The organism is Corynebacterium sp., from assembly GCF_022712275.1.
In the GTDB taxonomy this organism is placed as follows: domain Bacteria; phylum Actinomycetota; class Actinomycetes; order Mycobacteriales; family Mycobacteriaceae; genus Corynebacterium.
Genome location: NZ_JALAGU010000033.1, coordinates 1 through 15,093, shown reverse-complemented (window position 1 = coordinate 15,093; position 15,093 = coordinate 1). Strand labels below are relative to the sequence as shown.

General features: G+C 68.3%; 13 protein-coding genes and 3 tRNA genes. 10 read left to right on the top strand and 6 right to left on the bottom strand.

Features of this window, described 5'->3' with window-relative positions; translation table 11 throughout:
• Positions 1-310: 310 nt before the first annotated feature.
• Positions 311-652, top strand: a complete 342-nt coding sequence (locus tag Q0A27_RS07445) for a GlsB/YeaQ/YmgE family stress response membrane protein (protein WP_291474425.1) — start codon at positions 311-313, stop codon at positions 650-652.
• Here the strand turns inward: Q0A27_RS07445 and Q0A27_RS07440 are convergent.
• Positions 637-852 (bottom strand): hypothetical protein, encoded by a 216-nt coding sequence (locus Q0A27_RS07440; protein ID WP_291474424.1) that lies wholly within the window; start codon positions 850-852, stop codon positions 637-639. The genes Q0A27_RS07445 and Q0A27_RS07440 overlap by 16 nt on opposite strands.
• Before the next feature lie 485 nt (positions 853-1,337).
• Here Q0A27_RS07440 and Q0A27_RS07435 point away from each other — a divergent pair, with 485 nt between their 5' ends.
• Entirely contained in the window at positions 1,338-1,640 is a 303-nt protein-coding gene (locus Q0A27_RS07435; RefSeq protein WP_073883435.1) for a GlsB/YeaQ/YmgE family stress response membrane protein, read from the top strand.
• 29 nt (positions 1,641-1,669) lie between these two features.
• Here Q0A27_RS07435 and Q0A27_RS07430 read toward each other — a convergent pair whose 3' ends face one another.
• Positions 1,670-4,129 (bottom strand): ATP-dependent helicase C-terminal domain-containing protein, encoded by a 2,460-nt coding sequence (locus Q0A27_RS07430; RefSeq protein WP_291474423.1) that lies wholly within the window; start codon positions 4,127-4,129, stop codon positions 1,670-1,672.
• A gap of 82 nt (positions 4,130-4,211) precedes the next feature.
• Between Q0A27_RS07430 and Q0A27_RS07425 the strand changes: the two genes are divergently transcribed.
• From Q0A27_RS07425 to Q0A27_RS07415, 3 genes are all read left to right on the top strand, one after another.
• A complete protein-coding gene (locus Q0A27_RS07425) occupies positions 4,212-5,732 on the top strand; it encodes an FAD-binding oxidoreductase (RefSeq protein ID WP_291474422.1) in 1,521 nt (506 codons plus the stop codon).
• 67 nt (positions 5,733-5,799) lie between these two features.
• A complete protein-coding gene (locus tag Q0A27_RS07420) occupies positions 5,800-7,176 on the top strand; it encodes a class I SAM-dependent methyltransferase (protein WP_291474421.1) in 1,377 nt (458 codons plus the stop codon).
• Positions 7,177-7,196: 20 nt separating this feature from the next.
• Entirely contained in the window at positions 7,197-7,892 is a 696-nt protein-coding gene (locus Q0A27_RS07415; protein WP_291474420.1) for a septum formation family protein, read from the top strand.
• 28 nt (positions 7,893-7,920) lie between these two features.
• Here the strand turns inward: Q0A27_RS07415 and Q0A27_RS07410 are convergent, their stop codons facing one another.
• Positions 7,921-8,532, bottom strand: coding sequence for a hypothetical protein (locus tag Q0A27_RS07410; RefSeq protein WP_291474419.1), 612 nt, complete (start codon positions 8,530-8,532; stop codon positions 7,921-7,923).
• A 37-nt stretch (positions 8,533-8,569) separates the two neighbouring features.
• Positions 8,570-9,664: a histidinol-phosphate transaminase gene (locus tag Q0A27_RS07405; RefSeq protein WP_291474418.1), complete on the bottom strand. Its 1,095-nt coding sequence runs from the start codon at positions 9,662-9,664 to the stop codon at positions 8,570-8,572.
• Positions 9,665-9,749: 85 nt separating this feature from the next.
• Here Q0A27_RS07405 and Q0A27_RS07400 point away from each other — a divergent pair.
• The 4 genes from Q0A27_RS07400 to Q0A27_RS07385 all read left to right on the top strand — a co-directional run bounded on the left by Q0A27_RS07400 (position 9,750) and on the right by Q0A27_RS07385 (position 11,202).
• A tRNA-Ser gene (locus tag Q0A27_RS07400) sits at positions 9,750-9,841 on the top strand.
• 175 nt (positions 9,842-10,016) lie between these two features.
• Positions 10,017-10,089: transfer RNA gene (locus Q0A27_RS07395), tRNA-Arg, on the top strand.
• A gap of 74 nt (positions 10,090-10,163) precedes the next feature.
• Positions 10,164-10,949 carry an SDR family oxidoreductase gene (locus Q0A27_RS07390; protein WP_291474417.1) on the top strand — a complete coding sequence of 262 codons (786 nt, stop codon included), beginning with the start codon at positions 10,164-10,166 and terminating at the stop codon, positions 10,947-10,949.
• 177 nt (positions 10,950-11,126) lie between these two features.
• A tRNA-Arg gene (locus Q0A27_RS07385) sits at positions 11,127-11,202 on the top strand.
• A gap of 663 nt (positions 11,203-11,865) precedes the next feature.
• Here Q0A27_RS07385 and Q0A27_RS07380 read toward each other — a convergent pair.
• Complete coding sequence (locus Q0A27_RS07380; RefSeq protein ID WP_291474416.1) at positions 11,866-12,753, bottom strand: alpha/beta fold hydrolase; 888 nt, start codon at positions 12,751-12,753, stop codon at positions 11,866-11,868.
• A gap of 106 nt (positions 12,754-12,859) precedes the next feature.
• Here Q0A27_RS07380 and Q0A27_RS07375 point away from each other — a divergent pair, with 106 nt between their 5' ends.
• Positions 12,860-14,233: a hypothetical protein gene (locus Q0A27_RS07375; protein ID WP_291474415.1), complete on the top strand. Its 1,374-nt coding sequence runs from the start codon at positions 12,860-12,862 to the stop codon at positions 14,231-14,233.
• Positions 14,234-14,245: 12 nt separating this feature from the next.
• On the opposite strand, the gene Q0A27_RS07370 is transcribed toward Q0A27_RS07375, so the two are convergent.
• Positions 14,246-15,093 (bottom strand): alpha/beta-hydrolase family protein (locus tag Q0A27_RS07370; protein WP_367273312.1); only part of this gene is annotated, 848 nt, incomplete at its 5' end.

The following is a 15,093-nucleotide window of genomic DNA, read 5'->3' as shown; positions in this document are numbered from 1 at the left end:
TGCAGTCTGTGCAGTTGTGTGTGCGGTCGTCACGGGTGGATCTCCTGGTGACTCGCGGTGGTCGGGACACCTGGGTCCGGGCGCCCGGGCGGGACGTCTGTCCCGTCCGGGCCGTATAGCGTCCGACTGACCACCTCTGACCGGTCAGAGTATTGCACCGCCGCGTTTCATGCAGGTTTCGGTACAAGTTCATACCCGTTCCGGCCTGTTCCTGCCGGTTCCTGCCGGTTCCTGCCGGTTCCTGCCGGTTCCTGCCGGTTCCTCACGAAACCCACGGTGAACACAGCCGAACTCGACTACTAATGAGGGCATGGAAACAACAGTGCTCGCACTAGGTTCTGCCCCACCCCTCAGTTTCGTCGCCTGGATTCTCATCGGGCTCACCGTCGGAGTGCTCGCGGTGATGCTCGTCGCGGTATCCCGCAAAGAGACTCCGGAGGACCAGACGCGCCGGGCCTATGTGACCGCGGCGCTCGCCGGGCTGGTCGGCGCAGTCATCGGTGGCTGGATCATCACGTTGTTCGGGGTGGACGCCGTGGGCAACGGGATGTACCTCAGCATGCTCACCGGGATCATCGGGGCAGGCGTCCTGGCCTGGGGAACGACCGCGGTGGAGAAGAACCGGAAGGGTGCCGGTCAGGTCCAGTCGTAGCCGTCACGGTCCGGGTTGCGCTGCACTTCATCGGTGGCGCCCTCCGGAACCGGTTTGCCTGCCAACCCGTAGATCCACCCGGGGAGGATGTCGCCGGTTCCGGTGCCCGCGGAGACAGCTGCCTTGTCGGCTGCCCGGCGGACCCGGAGTCCACTGGCATCCAGGCTTTCGAGGCCAGGCCTCGGGAAACTGGTCGTCATGGTCATCCGCATCCTTCCGTGTGCTCTGCTGTCATTGTCCCGTCCCAGGCGATGAAGAGCCATGAGCTGGATGAAGTCCCGTTCCGAATGTGTAGCCGGTGGCCTGACGGCCAGAATGTCCAGGTGCGCCCACCCCAACTCCTGTTCACCGGGATCAGGGTTCTGGCGCCGACACGGACCAAGGCAGTGTTGACTGCCGCTGACTGCCGTTGACTGCCATGGTGACGATCACGCCCAGGAATCCCCGTGCCGGGATCGGGGGTTGCCAGTTCTGTACCGCATCTTCTGACAGGGCTGTCAGTGTCATAGTTCCCCCTCCGTACCTTCCGCCCCGTCCCCTCGACGAGGTGACCGGAACCGTACCCGATCGTCCAGCATCGGTCCGTCACTCCGACAGCAAGAGCCCAGGAGCCTGTAGGCAACTGCAACCCGTTCACTTCCACAAGGGGCTTTCACACAGGTCAGAGGCAATGTAAGAAGGGGGCATGGACACTTCAACAATCATCCTCGCCGCCGGCTCCACCCCCGCCCTCGGCTTCGTCGGCTGGGTCATCATCGGCGGCCTCGCCGGCTGGATCGGTTCCAAGATCATGGGCCGTGACAGTGAGATGGGCCTGGTGCTCAACATCATCGTCGGTGTCATCGGTGGTTTCCTCGGTGGCTGGCTGCTCACTCTCTTCGGCGTGGACGTCGCCGGTGGCGGCTGGATCTTCAGCTTCCTCACCTGTCTGCTCGGCGCGGTGATCTTCCTCTGGATCGTCGGCAAGCTCACCGGCAGCAGGAAGTAGCTCCCACCGCGGCCCGGGCGCGACGGGGATCAGGGCTTCTCCGGCCAGGGGTGCTTCGGATACCGCCCGCGTATCTCTGAACGGACCTGCAGGTACGGCCCGGCCCAGAAACTTGCCAGGTCATCGGTGACCGCGAGGGGACGCTGCGCGGGGGAGAGCAGCTGGAACTGGATCCGGCGACCGGCGACCTCGGGGGAGGCCTGCAGTCCAAAGCAGTCCTGCAGCTTCGTCGCCACCACCACCGGACCGCCCGTGTCGACCTCAGGGTAGTGCAGATGCACGGTGCGTCCCGCCGGAAGTTCCAGGGATGTCGGCGCGACATCGTCGATCGGGTGGTTCCACGGGATCAGCCCGCGCAGCAGCCCCGCCAGATCAGGACGCCGTCCTGTGACCAGGTCCGGCACCACACATTCGAGCAGCCGGTAGGCATGCGAGGCATCCGCCACATCCGGATACCCGTCCACGCCCTGGTCATGCAGGTACTGGATCCGTCGGCGCAGTTCGTCGGCGTTCTTCGACCACTCCAGAGCTCCCAGCCCGTGGGATGCCAGCCCGGCGCGCACCGCGTCCTCGCGCGCGGATGCGCTGACATCCTTCACCGACACCGGGGAGGACGCCAACTCCACCGCTCCCAGACCCCGCACGCGGCGGGCACTGAGTTTCCCGGTCGGGCCACCGGGTGTCCAGGTACAGGTCATCCCGTCGCGCAGCAGTGGGGCGGCGGCATCGAAGGCCAGGTCCTCGGACAGGGGGACGGCAGCACGGATCACCGCACCGGTGCCGTCGGTGGAGTGGGTGGACGCCCGGGCGATGTCCGCTACGGCGATCCATTCTGTGCTCGCTGCACCACTGCCGGCACCGTCCCGCCACACCGCACCCGTCCCTGAAACCGTGAGCCAGCGGTTGCCGGAGGACGCGACACGGTGGGCGATGAGTCCGGGGAAGGCGCAGGCCAGGGTGTAGGCAACGGCATCAGCGCCGCGGAGATCAGGGTGGGCGTTCCCCGAGCTGGACGACGCGGCGTCCTGCAGGATCTGCCGGAAGCGGGACACCACCGGATCCTTCGCCGACGGGAGGTTTCTCGGCAGGTCGTCGGGGGACCCGACACCGCCGTCGAGGACGGCCAGGACTTTGGCGACCGTGGCGGCGTCCACCCGTGCTGTGGCGACCAGCCCACCGCGGGCCAGCCGGGGATCGGTGGGGATACGGGCGAGGCGGCGTCCTTCCCTGGTGGCCTCGCCGGAGGAATCCACTGCGCCGATGCCACGCAGCGCATCCTCCGCGGCATCGGCCGCCGCGGTGGGGAAGGCATCGGGCAGCGGCAGGTCCGCGCCACGGGGTGACCCCCAGCACGCCACATCGAGCATCGCGGCGGTGAGATCACTGGTCAACACCGCAGGCGGGGACGCGGCCGGGGCCTTGGCGTACTGCTCGGCGGTGAGACAGCGGTACACCGTGCCCGGGCCCTCACGCCCGGCACGCCCGGCACGCTGGGTCATCGACGCCTGGGAGGCGGTCTCGGTGACCAGCACGGACATGCCGCGGGTGGTGTCGCGCCGGGAGACGCGGGACAGGCAGGTGTCCACCACCACGCGCACACCGGGCACCGTCAGCGAGGATTCGGCCACATCGGTGGCGACGATGACGCGGCGAGCGGCGTCAGCACTGTGCCCGCTGACAATCCCCGCCTGTTCGGTGGTGCTCAACCGACCGTGGAGGGCATGGGCAGGTACCCCGTCCCGGGACAGCGCTGCGGCGACCGTCTCGGTGCCACGGACGGTGGGCACGAAGGCGAGCACATCGCCGGAACCCGTCTCCGTCAGTGCGCGGCGCACGGTGGCGGTGACCAGATCCTCGACCGCCGAGCGGTGACGTCGGTCGCGGTTGACCATGGACTCGGCGGCGGAGGCGTACCGGATGTCCAGCGGGTGGATAGGGGAGGGAACGTCCACCAGAGGTGCCGGCCCCTCCTCCCCGCCGAGCAGGGTGGCGAAGCGGGCGGCGTCGAGAGTGGCGGACATGGCGACGAGTACCAGGTCATCCCGCAACTCCCGCAGCTGGGCGAGCATGCCGAAGACCAGGTCGGATTCGAGATGGCGCTCATGGATCTCGTCGATGACCACCGCTGCGACCCCGTCCAGGTCAGGGTCGTCGAGCAGTCGGCGCAACAGCACGCCCGGCGTCACCGTCTCAATGTCGGTGTGCGCGGACACCTGCCGGTCGCCACGGACGGTGTAGCCGATCTCGTCACCGAGCCGGCTTCCCCGCAGTTCCGCGATGCGGGAGGCCGAGGATCGTGCGGCCACCCGGCGGGGCTGGGTGACGATGACCCGACCGTCCAACCCGGCGCCGCGCACATGGTCCAGCACATACTGCGGGGCCAGCGTCGTCTTGCCGGTGCCGGGCGGGGCCTGGACCACCGCGCAGCCGCGGGACGCCAGGGCGTCGGCGAGGTCGCGGCGTCCTGCGGCGAAGGGGAGGTCGACCATGACCCCCAGAGTAGGTGGTGGGACGGCTGCAGTGCCGGGGTTCACCGGCGACTCACCCGCCGGAGGGCTAAAGTGGTTCTCCATGAGCCTGAAGGACGCCGCAGTCAGCATCGCCGGTAAACTGACCGATCACATCCACATCGGAAATGGCCTCGACCAGCGCGATCTCGCCCCGGTCGGATGGTTCGAGCACGCACAGGCCGTCCAGCGTCTCACCGACAGCTTCGCCGCCGTGCCCGCCGGTCAGCGCGTCCGCCTGGCGAAGAAGACCTCCAACCTCTTCCGCGGGCGCAGCGGCGACATGGCCGGCCTCGACGTCTCCGGGCTGCACTCCGTCATCGCCGTCGATCCGGTGAACAACACCGCCGACGTCCAGGGCATGTGCACCTACGAGGATCTGGTGGACACCCTCCTGCCGTTCGGCCTGGTGCCGACCGTCGTCCCGCAGCTGAAGACCATCACCCTCGGCGGCGCGGTCACCGGCATGGGAGTGGAGTCCACCAGTTTCCGCAACGGTCTGCCGCACGAGGCCGTCCTGGAGATGGACGTGCTCACCGGCACCGGCGAGGTGGTCACCTGCTCGCCGACGCAGAACGCCGACCTCTACCGTGGCTTCCCGAACTCCTACGGTTCGCTCGGCTACTCGGTCCGGTTGAAGATCACCTGCGAGAAGGTGCCCGCCTACGTCGAGCTGCGGCACGTCCGCTTCGATGACGTGGAGTCCGTTTCCGCGTCACTCGCCGAGATCAGCGAGACCAGGGAGTACGAGGGCCAGCAGGTCGACTACCTCGACGGAGTGGTCTTCTCCCTCGACGAGGCCTACCTGACCCTCGGCCGGCAGACCGACGAGCCGGGCCCGGTCAGCGACTACACCCACGGCAGGATCTACTACCGCTCCCTGCAGCACCCGACGGGCATCTCCTATGACCGCCTGACGATCCGGGACTACCTCTGGCGCTGGGACATCGACTGGTTCTGGTGCAACCGTGCCTTCGGCACCCAGAACCCCACGATCCGCACCCTGTGGCCGCGTGATCTGCTGCGTTCCAGCTTCTACTGGAAGATCATCGGCTGGGACCGTAAGTACGACCTCGCCGACCGGATCGAGGCCCGCAACGGCCGACCACCGCGTGAGCGTGTCGTCCAGGACATCGAGGTCACCCCGGACAACCTGCCGGAGTACCTCACCTGGTTCTTCACCCACTGCGAGATCGAACCGGTGTGGCTGTGCCCTATCCGGCTGGCCGACGGCGTCGGATCCCTGGCAGGGCGCACCGAGGTGCTCGACACCGACGGTGCGGCGACCAGCCCCTGGCCGCTGTACCCGCTGACCCCGGGGGATACCTGGGTCAACGTCGGCTTCTGGTCCTCGGTCCCCGCCGACCTCATGGGTGCCGACGCCGGCCCCGGTGCCTTCAACCGGGAGATCGAGCGCGTCGTCGCCGGTCTCGGCGGCCACAAGTCGCTGTACTCCGAGGCGTTCTACTCCGAGGACGAGTTCGCTGCCCTGTACGGCGGAGATCTGCCGCAGAAGCTCAAGGCGGTGTACGACCCGGACGGACGCTTCCCCGGGCTGTACGAGAAGACCGTCACCAGCATCTAGAAAAGACCAGAAGACACCGGAAGACACCGGAAGACACCAGAAGACACCGGAAGACAAGGAGCCGTAGATGAGCAGCAGCCGCGCCGCTTTCACCCCACTGACCGTGGGGCAGATCGTCGAGAAGGTCATCGCCCCGCCGATGCCCTTCCATGTCACCGCCTTCGACGGTTCCACAGCCGGTCCGGAGGACGCTGACCTGCGCCTGGAGATCACCTCCCCGGACGCCCTGGCCTATGTCGTCACCGCCCCCGGTGACCTGGGCCTGGCGCGGGCCTACATCACCGGTGGTCTGAAGATCTCCGGTGAGCACCCCGGGCACCCGATCGCGGTCTTCGACCACCTGCAGCACCTCTACGACCAGTTCCACCGCCCCTCGGCGTCCGAGATGGTCGAGATCCTGCGCACCCTGAAGCGCCTCAAGGTCTTCCGGTTCCAGCCTGCCCCGGTCCAGGAGACCCTGCCCGGCTGGAAGCGCGCGCTGCTCGAGGGCCTGTCCCGGCACTCCAAGGAGCGTGACAAGGAGGTCGTCAGCCGTCACTACGACGTCGGCAACGACTTCTACGAGCTCTTCCTCGGCGACTCGATGGCCTACACCTGCGCCTACTACCCCGAGGACGAGGGCCTGGACAACATCCCCGGCCCGGCCGGTGACTGGAACCCGGAGAACTGGGCCAAGGGGGCGGACGCGAACGCGCCACTCACCGCCGCCCAGGACAACAAGCACCGCCTGGTGTTCGACAAGCTGGGGCTCAAGCCCGGCGAGCGGCTGCTCGACGTCGGTTGCGGCTGGGGCGGCATGGTCCGCTACGCCGCACGCCACGGTGTGAAGGCCGTCGGTGTGACCCTGTCCCAGGAGCAGTACGAGTGGGGCAAGGCGAAGATCGAGGAGGAGGGTCTCCAGGATCTCGCGGAGGTGCGCTGCATCGACTACCGCGACGTCCCCGAGACGAAGTTCGACGCGGTGAGCGCGATCGGCATCCTCGAGCACATCGGTGTGCCGAACTACGAGGCCTACTTCGAGTTCCTGTTCTCGAAGCTGCGTCCCGGCGGACGTATGCTCAACCACTGCATCACCCGGCCCAACAACGTGAAGACGAAGACCGGCCAGTTCATCGACCGGTACATCTTCCCCGACGGTGAGCTCACCGGCTCCGGCAGGATCATCACGATCATGCAGGACGCCGGCTTCGACGTCGTCCACGAGGAGGACCTGCGTCCCAACTACCAGCGCACCCTCCACGACTGGTGCGAGCTGCTCGCCACCAACTGGGAGGACGCCGTGGACCTCGTCGGTGAACCGACCGCCCGACTGTTCGGCCTGTACATGGCCGGTTCCGAGTGGCATTTCGAGCACAACAGGATCCAGCTGCACCAGGTGCTCGGTGTGAAGCCGGACGACGAGGGCTACATCAGCGTCCCCACCCGTCAGTGGTGGAAGCCCTGAGGGTCGGTACTATCACCCTCATGCGAAAGACCTCCTCGGGCGCCCGGGCGCTGCTGTCCGCCACAGCTGTGGTGACCGCGGCGGGCCTGACGCTGACCGCCTGCACCTCCGACGACAGTTCCACCCCGGAGGACGCGGACGCCTCCACCGCTGCCCCGGAGACGGACGTCGATCCGGCGACCCTGGGGCTGTCGGTGGGCGACTGCGTCGCCGATCTCGGTGCGGCCGCCGGGGAGGTGGCCCCCGGGGAGTCTGAGGCGGACGGCGACGCCGAGGATGCCGAGGCTGATTCTCCGGCGGACGAGGAAGCTGAGGGCTCCGACACCACTGAGGACGATGCCGGGGAGACGGCCACGGACGCCGCGACGGGCCCCGAAGTCCCGGAGGGCATCGACGGCACTGTTCCGTCGTCCACCACCGGTGTGGTCACCGTCGACTGCGACGACCCCCATGTCGGCGAGGTCTACGCCCAGGAGGACCTCGACAACCAGGTGCTCTTCCCCGGCGCCCGGATGTCGCAGTTCACCGCCGCGGTGTGCACCGGTGAGGCCTTCGAGGACTACATCGGGTACCCCTTCGACTCCTCTCTCTTCGACGTCATCACCTATGCCCCCTCCAAGGAGAGTTGGGCGGCCGGTGACCGTACGGTGACCTGCGTGGTCACCGATCCGGCGGCAGGCTACATCCCCGGCACCCTCGAGGGCGCCGGGTACTGAGCCGGTACGGGGACGGTAGTGCCCCCTGTCAGTCTTCTGTGCCGAGCAGGGTCACCAGCTTCAGCCGGTTGGACTCCTCCAGGTGGTCCACGGTGACCTCCCAGGCCTTCGCCGGTGGCAGGAGCGTCCTGGCGTCCACGTCGGCGAGCATCTGGTCGTAGACCTCCGTGACCGGTCGTGCGGCGTCCGGGACGGTCTCCGGGATCATCGCCACAGCCTCCGCCGAACCCCACACCGCCGGGTCCGCGATGTAGAGGTGTCCCTGCACCGCCGCATAGCCCAGCGCGGCCTCACGCAGGTCGCTGACCTGTTCCCCGGTGAGCGTGCCGGCAGAGGCGGCGTCCTCGATCAGCGGGACGCGGTCGACCGGGCGGTGGACGTCGACGATCCCCTTGATCAGGGGCGTCGGCAGCGTACGCAGGGAGCGGGACGCCGCGGTGAAGACGTCACCGGTACGGAGATAGGGGCGTCCCACCACGATGGTGCGGGCAAGCTCCTGGCAGGCGGTCATGAACGTCAGCAGCGTGGTCAGCTGGTCGGCGGGAGCAGTGTTGAAACCGTCGAGATCATGGATGGCAGGGGTGGCGGCGGGACGGGTCGCGAACAGCGGGGAGAAGGGTGAGGAGTTCAGCGTGTTCATGTCCGCAGTCTCCGCCCCGCGGGTTACGCCGGTGTTTCTACCGTGCGAAGTCGTCGATACCCACCACGTCCAGCGCGGTGAGCAGCGAATCCGTCTCGGCTTCGTCGGTGATCGTGATGCGCACCCCGTCACCGTCGAAGCACCGGACGACGATGTGCCGCTCGGCCATTGCGTCGGCGAACTCGCGGGACCGGTCGCCCAGCGGCAGCCACACGAAGTTCGCCTCCGCCGGGCCCTGCAGCGACTCCGGCAGCCGGTTGAGGACGCGACGGCGCTGGACCACCGTCTCGTCGGTGCGGGCCAGCAGCTCGCGCCGGGCGTCGATGCTGGCGATCGCGGCGGCCTGGGCGACCGCGTTGTTGCTGAACGGGATGCAGACCTTGTTCAGGGCGTCGATGAACTCCGGGCGTCCGATGACGTAGCCGACACGCAGGCCCGCCAGGCCGTAGGCCTTGGAGAACGTGCGGGCCACCGCGAGATTCGGGTAGGTGGCCAGCAGTGACAGACCGTCGGGGGACTTCTCGTTGCGGACGTACTCGAAGTACGCCTCGTCGAGGAGCACCTGGACGTCCTGCGGTACGGCGTCGAGGAAGTCCTCGAGTTCGTTGCGGGTGACGGTCGTGGCGGTCGGGTTGTTCGGGTTGCAGACGATGATCAGCCGGGTGCGCCCGGTGACCGCTGCGGCAAGTGCAGGCAGGTCGTTGCGCAGTTCCGGGGTCAGCGGAACCTCCACGGCGGTGGCACCGGCGACCTGCGCGAAGATGGGGTAGGCCTCGAAGCTGCGCCACGGGTAGACGACCTCGTCGGGGGCGCTGCCGTCGATCCCGTCGCCACCGCGGCAGCACGCCAGGACGGCCTGCTGGATCAGCGCGGAAGAGCCGGCACCGACGGCGACGTTCTCGGCGGTGATGGGGAGTGAGGAATCGATGCCGTGCCACTGCGCGATGGCGGTGCGCAGCCCGGTGGCGGCCATGTCCGGGTAGCGGTTGGAGGCCGCCAGGGCATGGGCCGCGGCCTCGATGACACCGGGCAGCGGCCCCTGGGTGATCTCGTTGCTCGAGAGCTTCAGGCCCTGGGGGTCATCGGAACCCTGGGCATAGGACGGGAGGGCGGAAAGTGCAGGCCTGATCATGGGGAACAGCCTAGTCTCGGTGCAGGTTTGTCGTGCCGCGGGGGCTGATGTAGTGTGACGGGAGCCGTCGCGCGAGCGACGGTGTGGAGACGTGCCAGAGCGGCCGAATGGGACTCACTGCTAATGAGTTGTCTTCCTAACAGAGGACCGGAGGTTCAAATCCTCTCGTCTCCGCCACTTCAGCTTCCCACGGCTTTCGTGAGGATGCGTCAGAAGCCGTCCGGATCTTGTGGTGAGTTCCGGACAACATGGACTCGGTCCCGTTATACGGGGTGTGTGGTGTACCCCGGGATCGTGTGACGTACTCCGTCTGGTGGTGTGCCGGGGAAACTGAAGTCGCTGGAAACAGCGGGCGCCCGTAGCTCAACGGATAGAGCATCTGACTACGGATCAGAAGGTTGGGGGTTCGAATCCCTCCGGGCGCACGCTTTTCTTGAATCCCGTTCCGGGGTCGTGCAAACGACCGCCGGGACGGGATTCTTTTGTTAGGTTCGCTGCTGTGACTGACACTGTTTCCTTCACCACCCTGATCACCGGTGCGAGCTCCGGCCTCGGTGCCGAACTCGCCCGACAGTCCGCCGCCCTCGGCCGCGATCTCGCGCTCTGTGCCCGGCGTACCGACCGCCTTGATGAGCTGGCGACCGAGATCACCGCGTCCCACCCCTCTGTCACGGTGCGCACCTACGCCCTGGACGTCAACGACGGGGACGCCGTGCGGGAGGTGTTCCGTACCGCGGACGCCGACGCCGGCGGGCTCGGCCGGATCGTCGCCAACGCCGGCCTGGGCAAGGGCCGTGAGATCGGGTCCGGGGAGCCGGACGCCAACCGGGAGACCGCACAGACCAATGTCCTCGGTGCGCTGGCACAGGCTGAGGCGGCGATGGAGGTCTTCCGGGAGCGCAATGCCGGGCACCTCGTGCTCGTGTCCTCGGTCTCGGCGGTCCGCGGCAGCCGGAAGGCGATGGCCACCTACGGTGCCACGAAGGCTTTCGTGGCGAACCTGGGGGAGGGGCTGCAGAGCGAACTCCTGCAGGCGAAGACGCCGATCGACGTCACCGTGATCCTGCCCGGCTACATCGAGTCCGAGATGACCACGCGCAAGGAGGGGGACGACGGGAAGGTGGAGCGTCCGCCGCTGATGGTCTCCACGGAGAAGGGCGTGAAGTCCATGCTCGCGGCGATCGAGGAGCGCAGGCGGAAGGCGTACGTCCCCGGCTGGCCCTGGCGGGTCATGGGGCCGCTGCTACGGATCCTCCCGTTGAAGTTGGTCGGGAAGATCAACTGACGGCGGGCCGGCGTCGGGTGTGACGGCGGAGGTGATGCCTGGCGGGGTGGCCGGTGGGATGGCTGGCGCGACGCCCGGGTGCCGGCCGGTTTAACAACCATGGCCTGGCCTTTTGTGGAATCTACCGCAGCTGTGTAGGCTGTCTCTTCGTTGCCGGGAGATCGGCAGCGCAGGTAAGCGCCCGTAGCTCAACGGATAGAGCATCTGACTACGGATCAGAAGGTTGGGGGTTCGAATCCCTCCGGGCGCACCACAGTGGCCCCGCCGCCGGACAGTGTCCGGTCGCGGGGCCTTCTTCATATGTCTAGACATGTCCTTGTCGGACGGACCGGGGTTGATGGTGGGCCTACGTCACGCACGGACATAGTGTCGGCAGGTCACCCGGACCGGGGTTTTCCGACCTCCCGCCACTACTTCCGGATGAGGGCACTGCTCCCGGACAAGGGCAGGGTGCAGGGGGGCGCGAATACGGGGAACGACGCGGCGCCGCGTGACTGTGAAGAAGTGTCGCAACCGGCGTCGGATATCTCGGGTGGGGTTCTGGTGAGGTGGCATCCCGTTCTGCGTGGTGGCAGCTGTCTACGTCGTCCGGAATGGTCGAGGCGACAGGAAGGGATGCCGCTGAGCGGAGTCAGATGCCACCCGGGGAGGTACGGGTTCCGGGAACGACCCGACAGGGTGGTCAAGCTCGTGGGAACCACCCGGCCGGGTCGCATCCGGGCGCACCACAGTGGCCCCGCCGCCGGAGAGTGTCCGGTCGCGGGGCCTTCGTCATATGTCCAGACGTGTCCTTGTCGGGTGAACCGGGCGCCTGTACACGATCATCACGTTTCAGGTCCTTGCGTTGTACCGACAGGCCCGATCCGTGATGATTGTGTACGCCGTCGGCTCGGCCAGGCAGAGAAGCCCGGACACCTCACGCATGCCTGCGGATGAACTCCCCGATCAGGTCCGGCCACGCCGCCACGTCCTCCGGGGTGTGCGCAATGGTCGTCTGCGCGGTCGGCAGCAGCTCCGCCAGCTCATGGAGAACCTCCAGCGGATGCCCCTTGTCCTCCACCCAGCCGAGGATGAACACCGGGATCCCGGTCTTCCCCAGCTCGGCGATCCTTTCCCGGGGCGGCAGATCATTACCGGCCGCACCCCGGTACACCGAGGGAAGCAGTGACTGGTCGATATCCGGCCAGGTGAAGGGCACATCAGCACCGCGGGTGGGCGGCACCGGCTCGGCACGGGTCGTCTCCGCGAATGCTGCCAGTCCGTGTTCCTCGACGAAGCGGGCGTTCGCCTCGTAGATCCCGGCCCGGTTGCCGCGCAGTTCCCAGGCCGTCGGCGGGATACCGAGCACCAGGCAGGAGAACCGCTCACGGGCGGTCGCCGGGTCCGAGGCTGCGGCGGTGAGGATCGTCGCCGCACCCATCGACTGGCCCACGGCCGCGACCGGTGGGGTGACCGTGGTGCCGTCGTCGTCGGTCTCGTCGAAGAAGTGCATCATTCGTCCCAGGTCACGCGCCAGGGACGTCCAGTGGTACAGCGCGGGGATCCGGGCGCCGAGCGAGTGGCCGTGGCCCCGGGCGTCATACCGCAGCACCCGCAGGTCATCCTGACCGGCGGTGAGGTCGAGGTGGAGCACCACGTCCCGGGCGCGGCTGGAGGTCAGACCGTGCAGCTGGACCACCGGGATGCCGGAGGCGGGACCCCAGGCGTCGTACGCCAGACCCTCGATGTACCCCGCAGTGGCGTCCGCTTCGACAGTTCCCGTCGGAGCAGTCGAGACTGTCGGGCCACCCGTACTGGCGCTCATGGTTTGTCCCTTTCCGGAAATACCGCTGTAATCCCCCGTGCCTAGATTGCGGGGTATGAGACTCACAACTGTAGCCCGTATGGACATTTCTGCAGGACAGGTTCACGTGTTCGAGACCACAGTGGCCCCCGCGCCCGGCGCGCACCCGGACGGCCACGCGGCCTCCTTCGACCAGGCGAAGCACGCCGGGGCCGGGTCGCGGCCCGGCTCCTGGCTGGCGGTGGCCTTCGCCGTCCCGCCGGTCGGGCTCGGGAGGCTCGGGGACGCCTGGCGCAGGGTCATCGACCGGCACGGGACACTACGCACGGTTCTCCGGGAGGACGCCGCCTCCAGGACAGCTCCACCCGGGTCACCACGGTTGATCAGGACGCATGACATCGTCATCACCGGTGGCCAGTGGCGTCGGGTCGGTGACGGCATCGCCGACCCGCGGGGCGTCCTGCGGGGGCTTTTCGACGTGGCCTGCGATCCCTTCGGTACCCCGTCGTACCGGCTGACCGTCACCACCCACGCTGACGGCACCCGCACCGCCGTCATCGGTCTCGACCACAGCCACGGGGACGCCTGGTCCCTGCTGGTCCTGGCCCGCGACATGCTCGCCTTTCTCGGGGTCGGCGAGCACGAAGGGGTGGATCTCGTCGAGGGTGGCGCTCCGGAAATGCCGGAGTCGGTGCCGTCCTTCGCCGACCACACCCGTGACCTGGAGCTGCGTCCGACCGCCCCGACGGAGGTCCGGAACCGCTGGGCCCGGATCATGGCGGACGGGGACGGGCTGATGCCGCGGTTCCCGCTGTCGCTCGGTGACGTCTCCGCACCCCGCGACGAGGTGGTGGAGGTCATCGACGTGCTGGACACCGACGGTGTCGCCGCACTGGAACGGGCCGCGCAGGACGCCGGCGTCCGGCTGCTTCCCCTGGCGGTCAGCGTGCTGGTCGGGGTGAACCACCGGATGGACGCCGGGTCGTTGCGCGCGGTGTTCCCGGTGCACTCCCGGCGTGGTCCGGAGGGGGATCGGCGGAAGTGGGCGGACTCGGTCGGCTGGTTCATCACCAACTCTGTCCTGGAGTGCGATTCGGCCGATCCGTTGGAGTGCGACGCCGCGGTCTCCGACGCCATCAGTCTGGGTGCACACCCACTGGAGCCACTGCTGCGTCCGTGGGGCGGAATGCCGCCGACTCCGGGGATGTTCGCCCTGTCGTGGCTGGACAACCGTCGTCTCCCGGTGCAGCTGCCGGCGGAGGCGCAGCCCCAGCACGTGTCGGCGTGGATCCGCACCGACGGGGTGATGGCCTGGTTCGTCCTCAACAGTGACGGTATGCGGCTGCGCGTGCGCTACCCGCAGACCCCGGAGGCCTGCCAGACCGTCGGCACCTGGTCGAAGCTGGTGACCGAGGGACTGCGGACGCTCGCCGGGGTGCAGGGTGAGGAGGCCGTCGCAGGGATGACGGACGACGCCGAGACCGTCGGTGTGGTCAGCTGACCTCGCCTGATATCAGTTGATGCATTCCGCCGGCGGGAGGACACCACCGTAGCTGTGCCCCGAACCGACCGGCCCCTGCTCGGAGCCGGGGAGGTCGGTCAGCACCTTCACGGTCTCCACCGGGTCGGCGAGCAGTGACAGGGAGAGTTTCCCGACCGGGTCACCGTCGTTGAGTTCGGAGACGGTGCACCGGTCAGCCGGCGCGGGATCATCGGCGCCACCGGGAAGGCCCTGCCACAGGGCGACGGAGACGGCGTCCGCCAGGGCGGGGTCGGCGGCGAGGATGTCGGTGCCGACGGTCGCCCCGAGACTCTGGCCGTGGACGATGATCTGCGGCCGGTCGTCCGCAGGATAGGCGGCGACCCGGTCCGCGACCTCCCTGATCAGTGCTTCGGCCGAGTCCTCGGCGAGGTCGCGCTGCAGCAGCAGGACCGCGGCGGAGGGGGCGGCGGAGTAGCGCACGGACACCGAGGCGATGTCGCCGTCGGCCCAGTCCTCCATGGCCTCGACCTGGTCCGGGTCGACCCACCCCGAGCCGGTCGGCAGGTCGATGCTGAGATAGCTCCGGTCGAAGCCGCCGGCGTCCTCCAGGGCGTCGACAGTGTCGCGGGCGGCGCTGGTGGCGTCGGTCCCGGGGTAGTCACCGAAGACACGGACCGCCCCGACCGGGGACGCCTCGGTGAGTATGTCGCGCGGGGACCGGGCGAACGGGCCGGAGTCCAGAGACCACCACAGCGCTGCTCCGGCGAGCCCGTGGGGGAAACCGGCGAACAGGACGAGGAGCAGCAGCGACAGTCCGGCGACGGTGCGGCGGGCCCGTGACAGGCGCGGCGGGTGGGAGGATGCGGACGGGGTTGTCG